This is a genomic window from Nocardia sp. NPDC059180 (assembly GCF_042754945.1).
Lineage (GTDB): Bacteria > Actinomycetota > Actinomycetes > Mycobacteriales > Mycobacteriaceae > Nocardia.
In genome coordinates this window covers 243,234-261,708 of the sequence record NZ_JBHZBU010000008.1, presented here as the reverse complement: position 1 = coordinate 261,708, position 18,475 = coordinate 243,234, and the positions used below count along the sequence as shown (strand labels likewise).

17 protein-coding genes are annotated in these 18,475 nt (G+C 67.7%); 8 read left to right on the top strand and 9 right to left on the bottom strand.

Features of this window, described 5'->3' with window-relative positions; genetic code table 11:
- Positions 1–165: 165 nt before the first annotated feature.
- Both ACFXNW_RS24040 and ACFXNW_RS24035 read right to left on the bottom strand, forming a co-directional pair.
- Positions 166–843 (bottom strand): response regulator, encoded by a 678-nt coding sequence (locus ACFXNW_RS24040; RefSeq protein ID WP_379420020.1) that lies wholly within the window; start codon positions 841–843, stop codon positions 166–168.
- Positions 840–2,060: a sensor histidine kinase gene (locus ACFXNW_RS24035; protein ID WP_379420019.1), complete on the bottom strand. Its 1,221-nt coding sequence runs from the start codon at positions 2,058–2,060 to the stop codon at positions 840–842. Before ACFXNW_RS24035 ends, ACFXNW_RS24040 begins: the two co-directional genes overlap by 4 nt.
- 111 nt (positions 2,061–2,171) lie before the next feature.
- Between ACFXNW_RS24035 and ACFXNW_RS24030 the strand changes: the two genes are divergently transcribed.
- Positions 2,172–3,263 carry a mechanosensitive ion channel family protein gene (locus ACFXNW_RS24030; protein WP_379420018.1) on the top strand — a complete coding sequence of 364 codons (1,092 nt, stop codon included), beginning with the start codon at positions 2,172–2,174 and terminating at the stop codon, positions 3,261–3,263.
- A 39-nt stretch (positions 3,264–3,302) separates the two neighbouring features.
- Here ACFXNW_RS24030 and ACFXNW_RS24025 read toward each other — a convergent pair whose 3' ends face one another.
- Positions 3,303–4,952: an alkaline phosphatase D family protein gene (locus tag ACFXNW_RS24025; RefSeq protein WP_379420017.1), complete on the bottom strand. Its 1,650-nt coding sequence runs from the start codon at positions 4,950–4,952 to the stop codon at positions 3,303–3,305.
- Between the two features lie 251 nt (positions 4,953–5,203).
- On the opposite strand from ACFXNW_RS24025, the gene ACFXNW_RS24020 reads away from it, so the two are divergent.
- Positions 5,204–5,710 carry a nuclear transport factor 2 family protein gene (locus tag ACFXNW_RS24020; protein ID WP_379420016.1) on the top strand — a complete coding sequence of 169 codons (507 nt, stop codon included), beginning with the start codon at positions 5,204–5,206 and terminating at the stop codon, positions 5,708–5,710.
- A 32-nt stretch (positions 5,711–5,742) separates the two neighbouring features.
- On the opposite strand, the gene bla is transcribed toward ACFXNW_RS24020, so the two are convergent.
- Positions 5,743–6,606: a class A beta-lactamase gene (gene bla, locus ACFXNW_RS24015; RefSeq protein WP_379420107.1), complete on the bottom strand. Its 864-nt coding sequence runs from the start codon at positions 6,604–6,606 to the stop codon at positions 5,743–5,745.
- A gap of 232 nt (positions 6,607–6,838) precedes the next feature.
- Between bla and ACFXNW_RS24010 the strand changes: the two genes are divergently transcribed.
- The 4 genes from ACFXNW_RS24010 (at position 6,839) to ACFXNW_RS23995 (ending at position 11,203) form a co-directional block, all read left to right on the top strand.
- Positions 6,839–7,723: a LysR family transcriptional regulator gene (locus ACFXNW_RS24010; RefSeq protein WP_379420015.1), complete on the top strand. Its 885-nt coding sequence runs from the start codon at positions 6,839–6,841 to the stop codon at positions 7,721–7,723.
- Positions 7,720–8,649, top strand: coding sequence for a serine hydrolase (locus tag ACFXNW_RS24005; RefSeq protein ID WP_379420014.1), 930 nt, complete (start codon positions 7,720–7,722; stop codon positions 8,647–8,649). Before ACFXNW_RS24010 ends, ACFXNW_RS24005 begins: the two co-directional genes overlap by 4 nt.
- Before the next feature lie 159 nt (positions 8,650–8,808).
- On the top strand, positions 8,809–10,035 hold the full coding sequence (locus tag ACFXNW_RS24000; protein WP_379420013.1) for a cytochrome P450: 1,227 nt from the start codon (positions 8,809–8,811) through the stop codon (positions 10,033–10,035).
- Positions 10,036–10,207: 172 nt separating this feature from the next.
- A complete protein-coding gene (locus ACFXNW_RS23995; protein ID WP_379420012.1) occupies positions 10,208–11,203 on the top strand; it encodes an NAD(P)H-dependent flavin oxidoreductase in 996 nt (331 codons plus the stop codon).
- Between the two features lie 46 nt (positions 11,204–11,249).
- On the opposite strand, the gene ACFXNW_RS23990 is transcribed toward ACFXNW_RS23995, so the two are convergent.
- From ACFXNW_RS23990 to ACFXNW_RS23975, 4 genes are all read right to left on the bottom strand, one after another.
- Positions 11,250–12,497 carry an alpha/beta hydrolase fold domain-containing protein gene (locus ACFXNW_RS23990; RefSeq protein ID WP_379420011.1) on the bottom strand — a complete coding sequence of 416 codons (1,248 nt, stop codon included), beginning with the start codon at positions 12,495–12,497 and terminating at the stop codon, positions 11,250–11,252.
- Positions 12,498–12,565: 68 nt separating this feature from the next.
- Positions 12,566–13,036, bottom strand: coding sequence for an NUDIX domain-containing protein (locus ACFXNW_RS23985; RefSeq protein ID WP_379420010.1), 471 nt, complete (start codon positions 13,034–13,036; stop codon positions 12,566–12,568).
- A gap of 47 nt (positions 13,037–13,083) precedes the next feature.
- Positions 13,084–14,682, bottom strand: a complete 1,599-nt coding sequence (locus ACFXNW_RS23980; RefSeq protein ID WP_379420106.1) for a protein kinase — start codon at positions 14,680–14,682, stop codon at positions 13,084–13,086.
- A gap of 94 nt (positions 14,683–14,776) precedes the next feature.
- Positions 14,777–16,615: a sensor histidine kinase gene (locus tag ACFXNW_RS23975; protein ID WP_379420009.1), complete on the bottom strand. Its 1,839-nt coding sequence runs from the start codon at positions 16,613–16,615 to the stop codon at positions 14,777–14,779.
- A 142-nt stretch (positions 16,616–16,757) separates the two neighbouring features.
- Here ACFXNW_RS23975 and ACFXNW_RS23970 point away from each other — a divergent pair, with 142 nt between their 5' ends.
- Positions 16,758–17,207, top strand: a complete 450-nt coding sequence (locus ACFXNW_RS23970) for a MarR family winged helix-turn-helix transcriptional regulator (RefSeq protein WP_379420008.1) — start codon at positions 16,758–16,760, stop codon at positions 17,205–17,207.
- Between the two features lie 87 nt (positions 17,208–17,294).
- Complete coding sequence (locus ACFXNW_RS23965) at positions 17,295–17,741, top strand: hypothetical protein (protein WP_379420007.1); 447 nt, start codon at positions 17,295–17,297, stop codon at positions 17,739–17,741.
- Here the strand turns inward: ACFXNW_RS23965 and ACFXNW_RS23960 are convergent.
- The gene (locus ACFXNW_RS23960) at positions 17,687–18,250 is read right to left on the bottom strand and encodes an SRPBCC family protein (RefSeq protein ID WP_379420006.1); all 564 of its coding nucleotides are present in this window, start codon (positions 18,248–18,250) and stop codon (positions 17,687–17,689) included. The genes ACFXNW_RS23965 and ACFXNW_RS23960 overlap by 55 nt on opposite strands.
- Positions 18,251–18,475 lie beyond the last annotated feature (225 nt).

Below are 18,475 nucleotides of genomic sequence, written 5' to 3'. Positions count from 1 at the left end.
TCGTGACCAGGGAGAACGCTGTCGGTTCGGGAACCATGATCATGTCGTCGATACTCGCGCCGATCCGGCATGTTCCGCGTCCGCTGGTGGGCGTCACCGTCTACGTGAATTCGCGTAGAACAATCGCGGCAGCTACGTCACTCGTCGTAGCCCGAGCCGCGGTACTTACTGGGCGAAATGACTCAGCCCGGTCTGGTAGGCGATCACGACCAGCTGGGCGCGATCGCGGGCACCCAGTTTCACCATCGCGCGGCTGACATGGGTGCGTGCTGTGGCCGGGCTCAGAAACAGCGCCGCACCGATGTCGTCGTTGCTCATGCCCTGCGCCACCAAGGCCAGCACTTCGCGCTCCCGGTCGGTCAGCACCGCGAGCCGCTCCTCGCCGGATCTGACGGCGCGGCGCTGCGCGGTGACCTGGCTGATGAGGCGGCGGGTGACCCGGGGAGCGAGCAAGGCGTCACCGGCGGCAATCACCCGAATGGCATGCAAGAGTTCGGCGGGGCCCGCGTCTTTGAGCAGGAACCCGCTCGCACCCGCCTCCAAGGCCTCGAAGACATTGTCCTCGGTGTCGTAGGTGGTCAGGATCAGGACCTTGACCTGCTCCAAGCCGCTGGTCGCGGCGATCTGCCCGGTGGCGCGTATCCCGTCCAGCTGTGGCATGCGGATATCCATGAGGACGACATCGGGGCGGGTGGCGCGAGCCAGTTCGACGGCTTCGGCACCGTTGGTGGCTTCACCGACGACGGTGATGTCGTCCTCCAGGTCGAGCAGAACTTTGAAGCCGGATCGGACCAGGCGTTCGTCGTCGGCGAGCAGTACCTTGATCGGCGGCGTGGGGTTCACAGGCACGACCCCGCAGGGGCGAGTGGCAGGCGGGCGATGACCTCGAAACCACCACCGGGTCGCGACTTCGCGTCGAGCTCGCCGCCGAGCAGTTGACAGCGTTCGCGCATTCCGAGAATGCCGCGGCCGGTGGTGGCCGAGCTGCCTGCGCCGTCCAGGACAGGTGCGGTGTCGTGTCGGCCCTCGTCGGTCACCCGTATCTGCAAGTCGTCGACACCGGAATGGATCGCCACCGCCACCCGGGTCGGGCCGACGTGGCGGATCACGTTGGTGATCGACTCCTGCACGATGCGGTATGCGGCACTGCCCACCGCACTGGGTAGCGACGGCATCGGCGAGATCTGCTCTATATCGATGTCGAGCCCGGCGTCACGGGCCTTATCGGTGAGTTCATGAATCTGCTCGAGACCGGGATGAGGCGTGCGTTCGTCGCCATCGCGCAGTACACCGAGGATGGCGCGCATCTCACGCAGCGCCCGTGCACTGGTCTGTTCGATGGTCCGCAAGGCTTCGCGGGCCTGCTCCGGCCGCCTATCCAGCACGTGTGCGGTGACACCGGATTGCACGTTGATGATGGCGATGGCGTGGGCGACGGTGTCGTGCACTTCGCGGGCGATGCGCAGCCGTTCGGCATCTACCCGAGCCCTGGCCTCCTCGTCACGGGAACGTTCGGCCAGTTCCGCCCGTTCCTGCGCATCGGCGGCGATGACCCTGCGAGTTCGAACGGACTCGCCGAGCGCTGCGCTGATCACCGACCCGCCGATCCGGAAGAACACCCAGCCGATGGCCACCCGCGGCTCGATATCGGCTGCCGCGATCAGCCAGCCGATGCCGAGAACCGTGGTCCCCGCGCCAACGATCATCAGCGATCGGCGCCCGTCGCCGTATGCCGCGAGGGTGTACAGCGCGACGAAAAGCCCGAGGTAGGAGAGTCGATCGGGAAAGTCGAGACCGAAATAGATCAGGCTCGCCACCGCGGTGATCATGAACACCAGAACAGGCCGCTTGCGACGGGCGACGACGGCCACGCCACTCACGATCAACAGGGCGTACCCGAACGCCGACACCGGCTCCGAGACCGGGGCGAGCGGCACCGGGATCGTGGCGCTCTGCACCTGAACCGCGGTGACGAACAGCGCCAGCAGGACATCCGCCGACCAGGCAGGTCGATGCGCTATGCGGGCAGATAACCGCTGTGACATCGCCCGCCGAACCATGCCGTGACAGTACGGCATTCGCCGGCGGACAGACGGCCGGTCGGCGGGTGTACGGGGCGTCGGTAGCCTGTCGGTGGACGCATTGACGACCAACGACAAGGAGTTCTTGCCTTGGAGGATGTACTACGGCCGCTCATCGTCTTCTGCGGGACCATCGCGCTCACCGTGGTAGCCGGTCTGCTCTTCGATCGGCTGATGCGCTTCTATGCGCGCAGACGCCCGGACACTCGGCTGCCGCTGTTGCTGCGCCGCGTGCGGTTGCCGCTACAGGTGTTGCTCGGTGCGGTGGCGCTGCACGCGACCTACCCGTTGGCGGAGCTGGAACTTCGCCAGGACGCGGTGATCCGCAATGTGCTGGCCACGATGGCGATCATGGCCGCGGTGTGGCTGGTGATCCGGGCCGCCGACGCGGTCGCGGACAACACCCTCAGCGCCTACGCGCAGCGCACCCGTGATGTCGCGCGGGTGCGGCAGTTGCGAACTCAGCTCGGGCTGGTGCGCCGCATCGTCACTTCGGTGCTGGTGGTCACCACGGCCGCGGTAGCGATCCTGCTGCTGTTCCCCGGCCTACGGACCCTCGGGACTTCGCTGCTGGCTTCGGCGGGCGTGATCGGCATCATCGCCGGTGTGGCAGCGCAATCGACGTTGAGCAATTTGATGGCCGGACTACAGATCGCCTTCGGTGATTCGGTGAAGATCGGCGACACCGTCGTGGTGGAAGGGGAGATGGGCACGGTCGAGGAGATCACCCTCGCCTTCCTGACGGTGCGGATCTGGGACGACCGCAGGCTGACGATGCCGGTGTCCTACTTCAACAGCCAGCCATACGAGAACTGGTCGCGCGGCGGTTCGCAGCTCACCGGCACGGTGTATCTGCACCTGGACCACAGCACGCCGGTGCCGCTGCTGCGCGAACACCTGCACGAGTATCTGCGGGAGCGGCCGGATTGGGACGGACGATCGTGGAATCTGCTGGTCACCGACAGCGCGCCGACCAATATCGTGGTGCGTGCGGCGATGTCGGCCGCCGACTCCGATGACGTGTGGACCTTGCGCTGCGCGGTCCGCGAGGAACTGCTGAACTGGCTCGGCCGCAACCACCCGTACTCGTTGCCCAAGATCTCGACGTCGATTTCCGGTATGCCCGACGAGGAGCAGCTGATGGCATTGACGGGCGCGAGCGAGAACGGGCACCGCAACTGACACCTCGCCCGCGGGCAGGTTGTGCTGCGGCAGGCAGGCTCAGCCACCCGGGCGCGCTGCGGCGTCCTGACGCGCGGTCTGCTGCCCCGCGCCCGACGGCTCGCGCCACGCCTCTGTGACGCCGGGCCGCCCGTCCTCCACGACGAACGCGGCCCTGGTCTCGATCGGTGCGCCCGGCCGGTGGACATACGGCACCACCCGGAAGTCACTGCGCCACAGCTGCTGATCCAGCTCGACCCGGACGTAGCCGCGCTGCCCGTTGTAGAACTTCATATCGGGATTGGCATCCAGCAGCAGCCGCCCGCGATCGGGCAGGTCGGCGCCGTCGCCGCCGGTGGTGATCGAGGTGCCGGTGAACTCGGAGGCCACCACCGGTGTGCTGGGATCGGCCGGGTCGCGGCGCAGGTCGGCGGCATAGTTCTCATGCCGGTCACCGGTGATGACAACCAGATTGCGCACGCCGTGGTCGACCGCGCCGCCGAGCACCGCGGCGCGTTCGGCGACGTAGCCGTCCCAGCCATCGGTTCCGACCGCCAGGTCCGGGCCCGGGTCGTAATCGCTCTGGCTCATCGCCACCTGATTGCCGAGGACCTGCCACCGCGCGGGTGAGTCGGCGAAGCCGTCGATCAGCCAATCCCGTTGCGGCCGGCCCAAAATGGTGCGGTCTGCGTCGAGCCGGTCGGCGCAGCCGGTGACGAGGCCGCCGTCGCCGCATGCCTGTGGATCCCGGTACTGCCGGGTGTCGATCATGGTGAAATCGGCCAGATCGCCGAACCCGTAGCGACGGTGCAGGCGCATATCCGGTCCGGCAGGCAGTTGCGCGATGCGTAGCGGCAGGTGCTCGTAGAGCGCCTGGAAGGCGGCGGCACGGCGTCGGCGGAACAGCGCCGGAATGCGGTAGATGTCGAAGCCGAGCCCCGGTGCGTCGGCAGCCCAGTTGTTATCGACCTCGTGATCGTCCATGGTGACCAGCCACGGAAACGCGGCATGCGCGGCCTGCAGTGGTTGCTCGGATTTGGCCTGGGCGTACAACAGCCGGTAGCCGGACAGGTCGAACGCCTCATCGCGCAGCTGCGGCGCGATGGCCGCACCGTCGCGGCCGAGCCGCCAGGACCTCTCGTAGATGTAATCGCCCAGATGCACGACCAGGTCGAGATCCTCCGCGCTCATGTGGTCATAGGCGGTGTAGTACCCCGAACTCCACGACTGGCAGGACGCGAACGCGAACCGCATCCGGGAGACCGCCTGCCCGGCCGCGGGTGCGGTGCGGGTCCGTCCGATCGGCGAGATCGCCGAACCGGCGCGGAACCGGTAGTAATACCAGCGATCCGGGGCCAGCCCGCGCACCTCCGGATGCACGCTGTGGCCCAGCTCCCGCGACGCCACCGCCGCACCGCGGGTGACCACGCGGCGGAACTGCTCGTCTTCAGCCACCTCGTAGTCCACGGTCACCGGTGCCAGTGGCATACCACCGAGGCCGTCGGGGGCCAGCGGATCCGGTGCGAGCCGGGTCCACAGCACGACCCCGTCGGGGGCGGGATCACCGGAGGCCACTCCGAGCGTGAACGGGTCGTCGCCGAGCAGCCGCGGTGCGGCGAACCGGGCGCTGCTCGCGGTCGCCGCACCCGCCACTATCGCAGCCGAGCTTGCGGCCCCGAATCTCAACAACTGACGACGCGACACGCCCATGGCCTCCAGCATGCCCCGATCCGCTCGAACGTGGGGCAAGGTCCGAATCCGGCGCATCGATGGCGTTGTGATCCCACTGCCCCGATGTCGGCTCAACGATTGAACTGCTGACGATGTGGACTCGCCGTCCGCGTGGTTCTGTGCCCGCTCTCCGGGATATTCGGTGCGCCCCAGCGCCCTGCGAGGCTAGGTTCGCCTCGCATGGGTAGCGCGCCTCGGCAGTGACCGAGCAGCCGATAAGGAGGACGAAGATGTCCGAAGCACCGTCGCCGGTTTCCCTCGACGCCGACCTGGCGCGACGACTGGCCCGGCTGGAAGCCGTCGAGTCGATCAAGGCCCTCAAGCATCGTTACTTCCGTGCATGTGATGCCAAGGACCCGAAGGGGTTCCGGGACTGCTTCATCGCCTCCGGTTCGGCGCTCGACTACGGCGAACTCGGCGCCTTCGACGCCGACGGGATGGCCGCGGTCTTCGAATCCATCGCCCTGAAGCAGGTCGACGGCAAGCACGTCGTCCTCGATATGCACCACGGCCTGCACCCCGACATCACCGTCCACGACGAGGCCACCGCCTCCGGTAGCTGGACGCTGAAGTTCCGCCAGGTGAACCTCGTCGAGAACACCGAAACCGTTTCGACCGGCGAATACACCGACGAATACGTCGTCGAGGACGGAGCCTGGAAGATCGCCACCTGCCGATTCGATCGCCTCTGGTCGATCACGAGGCCGATCGACGAGTCCTGCCGCGTGACGCAATAGGCGAGCGGGCCACTGCGCGAGCAGTCGGCTGTTCACCCGAGCGCGGCGACAGCGGCGCGCGTGGCATCCGCAATGAGCGCGTTGTCGGGTTCGGCGTCCTGTTCGGATTTGGTCGACAGCACGGCGATGACGATGGGGGCGCGGCCGGGCGGCCAGGCCACAGCGACATCGAGGGCGGAACCGTAGGCAGGGCTCCCGGTCTTGTCGCCGACTATCCAGTCGCCCGGCAGCCCTGCGCGGATGCGGGTATCGCCGGTGGTGTTCGCGACCAGCCACGAGGTCAGTTGGGCGCGTTCGGGTTCGGCGAGAGTGTCACCGACGACGAGGGTGCGGTAGTCGGCGGCGAGGTCGGACGGTGTGGTGGTGTCGCGCTCGTCGCCGGGGATCGCGGTGTTCAGTTCGGTCTCCCAGCGGTCCAGGCGTGAGGTGCCATCGCCGATGGACCGCAGGAACGCGGTGAAGCCCTCGGGGCCGCCGAGCAGCTTCAGCAGCTGATTACCCGCGGTGTTGTCGGAGATGGTGATGGCGGCGTGGCACAGCTCGCGCACGGTCATACCGGTCTCGACGCGCGTTTCGGTCACCGGCGAATATTCGACGAGATCGGTGGCGGGGAAGTGGATCACCTGATCGAAGTAGCCCGTCGACAGCGGATGGTCGCGCAACAACGCTCCGCAGGCGAGGCCTTTGAAGGTAGAGGCCATGGGGAATCGCTCGCCCGCGCGGTGCGAGACACTGCGCCCCGAGCCGGTGTCGACGGCGAACACACCGAGCCGTGCGCCGTATGTCGTCTCCAGCTCGGCGAACTGGGGTGTGGCAACCGCGGAGGTGGCAACGGCGGCTGTGCCGGAAGCGGGCGCGGCTCCCGAGTTCGAATCGCACGCGGTCGTGAGCGTCAGCGCGGACACCGCCAGTGCGGCGGCGAGTAGCCGCCTGCGGTCGACGGGGATGAGGGCCGATGGTGAGAAGGTCACGGCGGCACCACATCATCGAACCGATGGCCCACGCCAATAGCAGGCCGCTGCGTCCGCGAGTCGCACTCGATATCGCCGCAGGTCGGCGCGGGTATTCTGGCGTCGAGACGGCCTGTTCCCGCGCGATGGCATCGACCAGTCACGACCGGCTGGTTCAATGACCGCCATGGACCTGATCCGCCACCTCCGCTTCTTCGTCGCCGTTGCGGACGAGGGGCATTTCGGGAGGGCGGCGGCCGCGTTGGACATGACCCAACCGCCGTTATCGCAGGGTCTGCGCCGGCTCGAACAATTCCTCGGCGTCGAGCTGGTGCACCGCACGCCGCACGGCGCGGTTCTCAGCTCTGCGGGGCGGCAACTGCTGCCGCGGTCCCGGCTGCTGGTCGACGACGCCGAACAGTTCTTGGCCGAATCGCAGCGCATCGCCCACGCCCGCGGTGACGTGCACTGGGGTGTGGCCGCGCCCGTGCCGGACACAGTGGTCACCGCCTGTGTGACCGCATTGCGAGCCTCGGCAGGCCCCGGCGCCACGGTCTCCACGACAGTCGCAGCGACCACCGACATTCTCGGTGATCTGCGTGCGGGTCTGTGCGATGTCGCGGTGATCGAGCACCCCGCCCTCCTCGACGGCGTCGAGGCGGGACCAGTGGTCAAGATCGCGCGCCGGCTGGTGGTGCCGTCGGATCACCGCAGCGCCGCTGTCGAACGGCCCACCTTTCGCATGCTCGCCGACCTGACGTTCGCGCATCCACCGCGCGCGGGCAACCCGCCCGCCTTCGATACCGTGCTCGACCTGCTGCGCGAACGCGGGCTGGACACACCGGTCACCACCGCCCGCGACGATCGCGCAGTCCTGGCTGCCGTCGCTTCCGGCACCAGCTTCGGGCTCACCGCGATGCCGCCGTCGCCGACGCCGGGCGTGGCCTGGCTGACCATGGCGCCGCAGGCGTTCGCGCTGCGGGTTCGGGTGGTCCGGCGACCGGACGCCAAGCCGCACGCCGACGCCCTGGACCGCGTGCTGTACCGGGAGCGGCTGCGATGAGAATCGCGCAGACCGTTGGCAGGGCCGCGGGCCGGGAGCCGGCCGATCGGATCCGCGCAGTCTTCGCGGACGCGGGCTGCACCGGCTGGCTGCACGCCCGCCGCTGCGGTACGGCGGCGGAGATCTCCGTCGACGGCCTGGACCGGGTGGTCACCGCCTCGGTCTACAAGCTGGTGCTGTTCGTCGCGTTCTGCCGCCGGGTCGACGCCGGGCTGATCGATCCCAGCGCCCGGCTGACCGTGCATCCGGCCGACTGCACACCGGGCCCTACTGGCATCGCGGCTCTGCACGATCCGGTGACCATGAGCCGCCGCGACCTCGCCACCTCCATGATGACGGTCTCCGACAACGCCGCCGCTGACATCCTGCTCGGTGAGATCGGGCTGGGCGCCGTCGAGGAGCTGCTTGCCGAGCTGGGACTCACCGAGACCCGGATCGTGGGCGGCACCGCCGACGTCCACCGCAGCCTGGTTCGCGATACCGACACCCATACCACCGCCGAGGCGTTCGCAGCGCTGGCCGACAACGACGAGGCCTGGTCGGTCTCGGCCTATGACCCCTCCTACGCCAGCGCGACGACCCCGCAGGAGATGACCCGGTTGCTGGACCTCATCTGGGGTGGCGGCGTGCTCGCACCCGAGCAGACCGCATTCGTGCGCTCGGTGATGCGCAAGCAGGTGTGGCCGCATCGCATCGCCTCGGCGTTCCCGCATCGCGGCGTCTTCGTCGCGGGTAAGACCGGCACCATCGGCGTGATCCGCAACGAGGTGGCGGTGGTGGAATTTCCCGGCGAGTATCCGGTGGCGGTCGCGGTGTTCACTCGTGCGGCGCGTGCCGATCCGCAGCTCGCGGTCGTCGACGCCGCCATCGCCGAGGCCGCGCGTATCGCAGTCACCGAGCTGCGGCACCCGCTCACGCAGGGCTGACAGCTATCGGCACCTGCGCCGACGGCTAGTTCCCAGATTCGATAAACAGGTATTACTAAACCCTGTTCACCCGGTCTGTGATTGTGGTCTAATCGGAGTGGAACCTGTTCTACACAACGCTGTGAGGTCTGCACCGGAGCAGGCCGCAAGGAGGTACTCGTGGCCGCACCGTCCATCCCCGCCGGGTTCGATTTCACCGATCCCGACCTGTACGCCCAGCGCTTGCCGATCGAGGAATTCGCCGAGCTGCGCCGGGTCGCGCCGGTGTGGTGGTGCCCGCAGGGTAAGGGCCGCAGCGGCTTCGACGACGGCGGCTACTGGGTGGTCACCAAGCTCGACGACATCAAGGAGATCTCGAAGAGTCCCGAGCTGTTCTCCTCGGAGGAGAACACCGCGATCATTCGCTTCAACGGCGATATCGCGCGCAACGAGATCGAAATGCTGCGCATGCTCATGCTCAACATGGATCCGCCGAACCACACCAAGATGCGCCGCATCGTGTCCAAGGGCTTCACCCCGCGCGCGGTCAACAGCCTGCGTGACGCCCTGACCGAGCGCGCCGCACGCATCGTGCACGAGGCCAAGAAGGAAGGCCGCGGCGATTTCGTCCAGCAAGTCGCCTGCGAGCTGCCGTTGCAGGCCATTGCCGAGCTGATCGGCGTGCCGCAGGAAGATCGCGGCAAGATCTTCGACTGGACCAACCAGATGATCTCCTACGACGACCCGGACTTCGAGGGCGACCACAAGATGGCCACCGCGGAGGTCATGGGTTACGCCTGGAACCTGGCCGAGGAAAAGCGCAAGTGCCCGATGGACGACATCGTGACCACGCTTCTCGACGCCGACCTCGACGGTGAGGCGCTGGGCTCCGACGAATTCGCCTGGTTCGTGATCCTGCTCGCCGTGGCAGGCAACGAGACCACCCGCAACGCCATCACGCACGGCATGAAGGCCTTCGTCGACAACCCCGACCAGTGGGAGCTGTACAAGGAGCAGCGTCCGCGCACCGCGCCCGACGAGATCGTCCGCTGGGCCACTCCGGTCACCGCCTTCCAGCGCACCGCGACGGCCGACACCGAACTCGGTGGTCAGCAGATCAAGAAGGGCCAGCGCGTCGGCATGTTCTACAGCGCGGCCAACTTCGATCCGGAGTCGTTCGAGGATCCGTTCGCGTTCAATGTCCTGCGCAATCCCAACCCGCATGTCGGCTTCGGCGGCACCGGTACCCACTTCTGCGTGGGTGCCAACCTGGCCCGGCTCGAGATCGACCTGATGTTCAACGCCATCGCCGACGCGATGCCGAACCTGCGCGAGCTCTCGGAGCCGGTGCGGCTGCGTTCGGGCTGGCTCAACGGCATCAAGCGCTGGGAAGTCGCCTACGAGTGAGTATCACCGTCGAGTGAACGATGAGCGGCATCGCCCGGACGGGCGGTGCCGCTCTGGTGTGTGCCCCGATCAGCGGCACGCTGGACCCGATCCGACGTGAGGGACGACGGGCTCGGCGTGAGCACTACTGTCGGGGTAACCGGTCCGGCCGAGGACTGAAAATGTCGTGGAGGTGGAACTCGTTATGTTGTCGACAGCGTGGTCACGCGAGATGGGCCTGCGGGTCCCGATCGTGAACGCCCCCATGGGTGGCGTGGCCGGAGGCAGGCTTGCCGCCGCTGTCACCGCAGCCGGTGGTCTCGGCATGATCGGCATGGGCAGCGCGGGCTCGGCGGCGCGGTTGACCGCAGAACTCGAGCAGCTCGGGCCGGATCCCGGACCGTTCGGCATCGGGATGATCGACTGGGTCCTCACCCGTGAGCCTGCGCTGTTCGACACCGCGCTGGCTGCACGGCCAACCCTCATCTCGGTCAGCTTCACCACCGACCTGTCCTGGGTCGAGCCCGTGCACCAGGCGGGGATCCTGGCCGCCACCCAGGTCTACGACCGCGAGCAGGCGCGGCGCGCGGAGGCCGCGGGCGTGGACGTGATCGTGGCCAGGGGAGCCGAGGGCGGCGGTCACGGCGAGCCCACGCTGGCGACCCTGCCGTTGCTCGAGATCGTCTGCGACGCCGTCGATGTGCCGGTGCTGGCGGCCGGTGGCATCGCGACCGGACACGCACTGGCCGCGGTACTCGGCGCGGGAGCCGCCGGAGCCTGGCTCGGTACCCGCCTGGCCGTGTGCCCGGAAGCGCTGACCACCGACCACGCTCGCGCGGCATTGTTGCGCGCTGACGCGACCGACACCATCACCACCCGCGTCTTCGACATCGGCCAGGGCCTGCCCTGGCCGACCCGCTATCCGGCGCGCGTCCTGCGCAACGATTTCACCGACCGATGGGACGGTGCCGAGGACGCCCTCGCGACCGACGAGCGCGCTCACGTCGAACTCGCCGCCGCGGTCGACGCCGACGATCCGCGGCTGGCACCCGTCGACGCGGGCCAGGGTATCGGCCTGGTGACCACCAGTCAGCCCGTCGCCGAGGTGTTCGAGGACATATGCACCGCCGCCGCACGGTATCTCACCGCCCGTTCTACGATCGCCGAACCCGACGCCACCCCTGGCTGATCCCCGGCAACTCGGCCCGCTGTGCGGGCGGTCGGGTGCATCGGCATCAACCGTTGTAGCGGCGCAGCCAATCGAGGGTCAGCTCGCGACCGAGTTGAGCGCCCGTGGTGAGAACCGCCGCGTCGTAGGCGTGCTCGACGAACGGGACCTCCACATAGCGGTGCGGGATTGCGGCTGCGGCGAGGTCGCCGGCGAAATCGGCGGTGTGCGAGGCGAACACGAGGTGGTCGGCGCCGCTCTGGATCAGCAATGTCGGCGGTGATTGCGGGCTCAGCTGTGGTGCGGAATCGGTGGCGGCGTAGCGCTCGGGGTATTCGGCGGGGCTGCCGCCGATGTACTTTCGCCCGACGTCGGCGCCGCCGGCCGAATCACCTTCGGAGGCGGTGAGGTCGACGGCGGGATAGATGCCGACCGCGGCGCGCACGCGCGGCAGATCTGCGGCGTCGCCGCAGGTCGGCTTCAGCGCATCGGCATTGATCTTATTGGCGACATTGATCGCCAGGTTGCCGCCTGCCGATCCACCGAAGGTCGCGACCCGGCCCATATCCCAGCCGTATTCGTCCGCATGGGCAGCGGCCCAGGTCATCGCACAGCCGACATCGGCTTCCTCGGTGTCCCAGCGGTGGACGGTGGCGTCGGAGAGCCGATAGTCGACATCGAGGACCGCATATCCCTGATCGGCGAGCCAGCGGGTGTACGGGTTGGGGCCGCGGCTGCCCGCGATGAATCCGCCACCGTGGATGCTCACCACCAACGGGGCCGGCCCGTCGGTGCCGGGCAGATAGAGATCGGCTTTCATCTGTTCGCCATCGAGTGTGGCGTAGGTGACGGTGCGGTCGGGCTGCCCGCCGACCGCCGCCAGCGGCACCACGGGGGCAAACAACACCCATCGGCCGGTGTGCTGATGCATGGTGTACACCAGCGCCGCGCTGGTGACGATGGTCAGTGCCAATCCCGCACCGGTGATTCCGGCGACCGTGCCCGTCAGCCGCCGCGAACGCCCACCCCGGAAGGCGAACACCGCGAGCGCCACCGCGACGATGCCGAGAACCAGATTCCACGAGCCCACCGAGTCGCGCAGCGAACCGAGGATCAGGATGGCGGTCTGCACCCCGAAGACCTGCAACAGCGGGCTCGTCCAGCCGACCGGAACCACCGCGAACAGTTGCGCCACCAGCAGATACAGCCCGAGAAGTGTGGCGAATACGAGTGCGACCGAACGCAGAACAGGCCATCGTCGCCGATCTACGTCGGTGTCCGGTGGCTCGGACTGCTGTGCGCGTTCATCGCTCACTGCGGCTCTCCCTCGTCGACGCCCAACGGTACCGAGGGGGCGAGCATCCGCTGCCGCCGGTTCAGCGATCAGAACCCCATAGCCGCCAGCCGCGGCAGCTCGCCCGTCCGGCACCCTTCGATCACGAAGGACTCGTGCTCCACCAACGGCGTCGGCAGCTTCCCGATCGGCCACCAACGCAGATCGGCGGCTTTGTCCGGTTCCATCAGCCGCGGTTCACCGGTCCAGGTGCGGCATTCGAGGAAGAAGTCCACCCGGTGGTCGATGTCCTGCGCGCCATCGCCGTAGCGGCGGTGAAGGACGGTGAGCGGCACCAGGTCCGACACAGCGACCTCGATCCCGAGTTCCTCGGCGGCCTCCCGTGCGCCCGCGGTGAACACCGATTCGCCGAACTCGACATGCCCGGCCGCGGCATGCGCCCAGAACCCGTCCATGAAGCCCGTGTTGTGCCGCAGTTGTAGCAGCACTTCCTCATCGTCGCCGGTATTGCGTCGAAACAGCACATAGACGGCGGGCACCAGCCGGAATCGCTCGGTCACTTGTGCAGGGTAACGAAATCTCGGGCGCGCCCACTGCGGAGCAGCGTTCACACGCTCGACGCGCGCAGGTGCTCCAAGACCGCGAGCACCCGCCGGTGATCGTCGGCTTCGGGGTGCAGACCGAGCTTGAGGAAAATCGCCCGGACATGAGCTTCGATCGTGCGTTCGCCCAGGAACAGCGCGGCGCCGATGGCCTTGTTGGATCGGCCCTCGGCCATCAGCGCGAGCACTTCGCGTTCGCGCTCCGACAGCTCGTCGACCGCGCGTTGCTGCCGATGCGGGCGTGCCACCATGCGGCTGACCACGCTGGGGTCGATGGCGCAACCGCCGTCGGCGACGCGGCGCAGGTCACCGACGAATTCGTCGATATCGGAGACCCTGTCCTTGAGCAGGTACCCCAATCCGGCGGTGCCTGCCGCGATGAGGCTCGACACGTGCTCGGTCTCGACGTACTGCGACAACAGCAGCACCGCGGTGTCGGGATACTCGCTGCGGATCGTCATCGCCGCGTCGATGCCCTCGGTGGTGTGTGTCGGTGGCATGCGGATATCGACCACAGCCACCGTGGGCCGGTACTCACCGACCATCCGGAGCAGCGTCTGCGCGTCACCGGCTTCACCGACCACGTCGATGCCCTCATCCCGCAGCAACCGGGTGATCCCGCCCCGCAGCAGGGCCGAATCGTCGGCGAGTACGACCCGCAGCGAATCGTTGCGCCGCACAGCCGAAGCTTGGACGGAGTCGAGTCGAGTCGGCACGGCATCGGCCGTAGCGGCCTCGGGCACAGTGCTCGGCTCGATATCGAGTGCTTCGGCGGCAGCGGCGACGAACGCCCGGCAAGTCGGATACCGGTCCTCGGGTGTTTTCGCGAGCGCCCGGGCCAATACCGCGTCCAGGCGCGCCGGAATTCCGGGCCGGTCCCGGCTGGGCCGGGGGATCGGGCCATGACTGTGCGCCTGCCACAACTGCGCGAGACTGCGCCCCGGATAGGGCGGGCGGCCGACGAGCAGCGCGTAGAACGTGCAGCCCAGCGCGTAGATGTCGCAGCGATCATCGACCTCGCTGCCACCGAATTGCTCCGGCGCCGCGTATTCCAGGCTCGCCACGAACATGCCGGTGCGGGTCAACCCGGTGGCCTCGTCCAGGGCTTTGGCGATACCGAAGTCGGCGAGCAGGACGCGTTCGGGCTCATCCGGGCTCGGTGGCGGACCGAGCAGGATGTTCGCCGGCTTCACATCGCGATGCAGCACACCGAGGTGGTGCGCATGATCGAGTGCCCGGCCGATCTCGCTGACGATGTGCAGCGCCCGGCCCGGCCGCACCGGCCCGCTGTGTACCAACTCGGCGGCCGTGGTGCCGGGCACGTACTGCATGGAGATCCACAACCGGTCGTCCACATGCCCACGGTCGTAGACGGCCACGATATTGGGATGCTCGAGCCGGGCGGCGTGGTCGGCCTCCAGCTCGAACCGGGCGCGCACGGACTCATCGGCACCGGGCCCGGTGTGCAGCACCTTCAACGCGACCTGTCGCGGCAGGTGCGGATGCCCGGCCAGGTAGACCGCCCCCATGCCGCCGGAACCGAGCAGCCCTTCGATGCGGTATCCCGCGAAGAGGCTGCCGGTCGTCAATTGCCCGCTGTTCATCGCCAACCACCATCCTTCGCGGCGGCCTACCTCCATTGAACTACGCGCGCGCAGGTCGGGGAACCATCTGCCGGTTGTCGGTACGGACTAGGTATCAGGAGGTGGCTTCGGGGGTGAACGGCAGGACTGCGGTGAGCCGGGTGCCGCCGCCGACGGGGCTGTCGACGGTGAGGGTGCCACCGAGTGCCGCGGTGCGATCACTGAGCCCGCTCAGCCCGCCGCCGGGGGCGATGACGGCACCGCCGACGCCGTCATCGGCGATTTCGAGGGACAGGGCGTCGCTGTCGCAGTGCAGCTCGATTGCGATCAGCCCGGCCCCGGCATACTTACAGCTGTTGGCCACGGCTTCGGCGGCGATGAAATATGCCGCGAGTTCGATACCGGGCGGTGGCCTCGTCCGCAGACCATCGTGGATTTCGACCGGCAGCGGCGCGCGCTCCGCCAGTGAGTTCAGCGCGGCGGCGATCCCGCGATCGGCCAGCACCGGCGGGTAGACACCGCGGGCGAGTTCGCGCAGCTCGATCAGCGCGGTAGCCAATTCGGTCGCGCCGTCGGAGAGCAGTGCGCGCAGACGTTCCCCGTCGGGTGCGCGCTGGGCGCGGCGCAATAGCAACTCGGCCGCGACCAGACGTTGCTGCGCGCCGTCGTGCAGATCGCGTTCCAGCCGCCGTCGCTGGGTGTCGCCCGCGGTCACGATCCGTTCACGCGACCGGCGCACTTCTACCAGCTGGGCACGCAGTTCCTGCTGCAATCGCGCGTGTTCGAGTGCCAGGCCCGCGGCGCCGCGCACCGCGGCCAGCAGTTCCGGCTGCGAACGCAAGGTCTCGTCGTAGACGAGCGCGCCGAGCGGCACACCGTCACGCTCGAGCACGGTTGCCGCGCGCGGGCCGCTCCCGTGTGGCAACGTCCGCGTGGTTCCGTCCTCGTCGACGTACACGCCGAGCTCGGGTTCGTAGGTCCAGAGCACGAGGGTGGGGTCGTGCAGGGCGCGGCGTAACGCACCGACGAAACTCTCCTCGACCGGAGCGTTCCCGATTTCCACCATCGCGTCGCTGATCGCGGCTTTGGCCAGGCGATAGCGAACCAAGCCCCAGACGACCGCGATCGGCAGCAGCGCCGTGGTCGGATACCGCAGATCGCGCAGGCTGTGGAGCCACCCTTGCTGGGAATCAGGGAATTCCGCGGCCGCGACCAATATCCAGATGGTGAGCGCCGCTGATAGCAGACATGCCACGGCCAGCGGCATGAATCCCGCGCGGAACGCAGGCGAACCGGTCCGCCAGCGATAGCCGATGACACCGAGCAAGGTCGCGCCCATGACCAGCGCGATCGCACCCGCACCGATCTGAATCACCTCGGCCAGCGCGGGAATGTCGCGAATGAGCAGCAGATTGACCGAGGTCGACGGGTAGGTGCTTTCCGCGAGCCGCGGATCGAAGAACAACCATTCGCAGGCGACCCCGACGGTCGCGAGCAGCCATGCGCCGCCGACGAACCAGCGCTCCCACCTCCGGCGCAGCCGTCCGGACGGGAATCCGAGCACCATGTGGATGAGAACCGGCAGATACAGATTGGTCAGCAGGACACCAGCGGTGAACAGTGCCGGATCACTGGAACGGCGGATGCCGCCGGCCAGCCACAACAGCCCGGCCATCGCAATCAACGCCCCGGCCTGCACATCCGGCCGGGCTCGCCAGGCCAGTGTCCCCGAGATGACGAATGACAGTCCGGCGCACAGGAACAACACCAGCTCGATCACGCCGAACACCGGCGGGTTCGGTCCCTGTGCGGCCACGAAGGATTCCCGCGGGCCGAGCAGCAGTGCCCGCGCCGGATCGTGGACCGCCGGCTCGGACCAGTCCACCGCCAAGACCACGGCTGCCACCAGTGCCACGGTTGCCGCGACCATCAGTACGAGTGCTCGACGACTCATCGCCTGTCCTTCGATCAACCCGTCGATATCCAGCTTCGTCCACCCGCGACCGTCGCACCACCGTGCCTGCACCGAAATCTTGGTCCGCTGTGCCGGGAGCCGCCCCGACGGACCCGCGGGGCGGATGCGCGAAGATGGGTCCGTGACCACCGATAACGACCGGCCGGGACCGCCCGTGACCAGCGCCTCCATCCTCGTGCTCACCCTCGCGCGTCGGGTGGAGACCGAACTGAACGCCGCGCTCGCGCCGCTGGACCTCACTGTCGGCAGGCTCGGACTGCTCGGCCATATCTCCGGTGTTCCCGGTGCGTCGTTCAGTGAGCTGGCGCGCATGTCGAGTATCAGTGTGCAGAGCGTGCACACCGCGGTGAAGGCTCTGGTGGGTGCGGGTTTGGTACGTGACCGCACGGCGCGCGCGGGGTCGGCGTCGACGATCGAACTCACCGCCAAGGGAAAACGCCTGCTCGGACAGGCGCGCAAGGCGGTGTCGGAGGTGGACGAGCAGCTGTTCGGCCCGGACGCGGATCCGATTCAGCGCAAGGTGGGCGCCGCCCTCGTGGCGGTGTTCACCGAGGCGATGGCCGCGGAGTAGCCGACAAAGGTGAGCTGAGTCACCAATGCTTCAGGTGAGTTGAAGGTTGCGGCTAGGCTTCAACCGATCTGAAGGATGGAGTGGTCGGTGCAGCAGGTGTTGTTGTCGGTGCACGTTCTCGCGGGCATCGTGTTCGTCGGTGGTTCTGCCGTCGCGACGAGCTTGTTTCCGCGGTACGCGCCCGTCGTCGTGGCCGGTGCGGCGGCCGAGGTGCCGTCGGAGCGAAATCCGGCGGTGGCGAGTGCATTGCACCGGATCACCGGAGGTTATGCCGCCTGCGGAATCATCGTGCCCGCCATCGGGATCGTACTGGCGGCGGTGCAGGGGCGGATGGGGGAGGGGTGGATCACCGCGGCCATGATTCTTACCGCGGTCGCCGGTGGGCTGCTCGCCGTGCAGATCTATCCGATGCAGCGCGACGCACTGCGCGCGCCGGATGACGGTCGCCGCCTGCGCGTTTTGGCGATGCTGGCCGGCATCTACAACGTGCTGTGGACCGTCGTGGTTGTCCTCATGATTGTTCGGCCGGCCTGATCGTCATCGTCGAGTAGCGGAGCGGTCGGTGCGATCGAGGGTCTTTTTCCGTAACTGCGAGTTTCACTCGTGGTGAATTGTGCTGCGAGGAGTTTCGCGCTGCGGTTCATCTCGTCGGCGACGATCGGCATGATCGCCGAATAATCGGTATCGGCGCGCGGTGATCCGGTGTAGTGGGTCTCCAGCGTTACCACTGTCGGTGAGTTCCGCGCGTCCGCAAGGGAAATCGAGTAGGTGAAATGATTACCGGTGAGTCCGATACCGCTGAGTCCGAGCCGTTCGAACGGTATGCATTCGGTGACGGTGAGGTCGAGCTCGTGGATGATGCTGGCTATGGTTGCCTGGGCGCGGACGGTGATGCCGAGAGCGAATGCCTCCGGCACCGTGCCGATCCAGAAATCATGATTCGGCATCCACCTCGCCAGCTGATCCGGGCGGGAAATCAGCGCCCACACTTTCTCTTTCGGTGCATTCACCGCGCAGGAAGCGCTACTGCGGGCCAGGGCCACTACTGTTGCCTCTCCATCGACTGGGGTTGAAGGTTACATCATCGTTAGATGACAGGCAGCTGGACTCGCCGAATTGGTGGGTGGAATGCGAACGGCGGGAGGAAAATTCACGCCATGTGAATGCGATTGTCGAATGTAAGAACGTTTGTGTCGTTCATCTGCAATTGACGTTCGCGGCAAGATGATTCCCCGGTACCGCCGCGATGGGGTCGATCGGCGCGCTCG

Coding starts and splice junctions, on each gene's coding strand:
- ACFXNW_RS23980 (WP_379420106.1), bottom strand. CDS start 14,682: ATGAACAGCGGGCAATTGACGACCGGCAGCCTCTTCGCGGGATACCGC.
- ACFXNW_RS24010 (WP_379420015.1), top strand. CDS start 6,839: ATGACCGCCATGGACCTGATCCGCCACCTCCGCTTCTTCGTCGCCGTT.
- ACFXNW_RS24035 (WP_379420019.1), bottom strand. CDS start 2,060: ATGGTTCGGCGGGCGATGTCACAGCGGTTATCTGCCCGCATAGCGCAT.
- ACFXNW_RS24005 (WP_379420014.1), top strand. CDS start 7,720: ATGAGAATCGCGCAGACCGTTGGCAGGGCCGCGGGCCGGGAGCCGGCC.
- ACFXNW_RS24020 (WP_379420016.1), top strand. CDS start 5,204: ATGTCCGAAGCACCGTCGCCGGTTTCCCTCGACGCCGACCTGGCGCGA.
- ACFXNW_RS24025 (WP_379420017.1), bottom strand. CDS start 4,952: ATGGGCGTGTCGCGTCGTCAGTTGTTGAGATTCGGGGCCGCAAGCTCG.
- ACFXNW_RS23975 (WP_379420009.1), bottom strand. CDS start 16,615: ATGAGTCGTCGAGCACTCGTACTGATGGTCGCGGCAACCGTGGCACTG.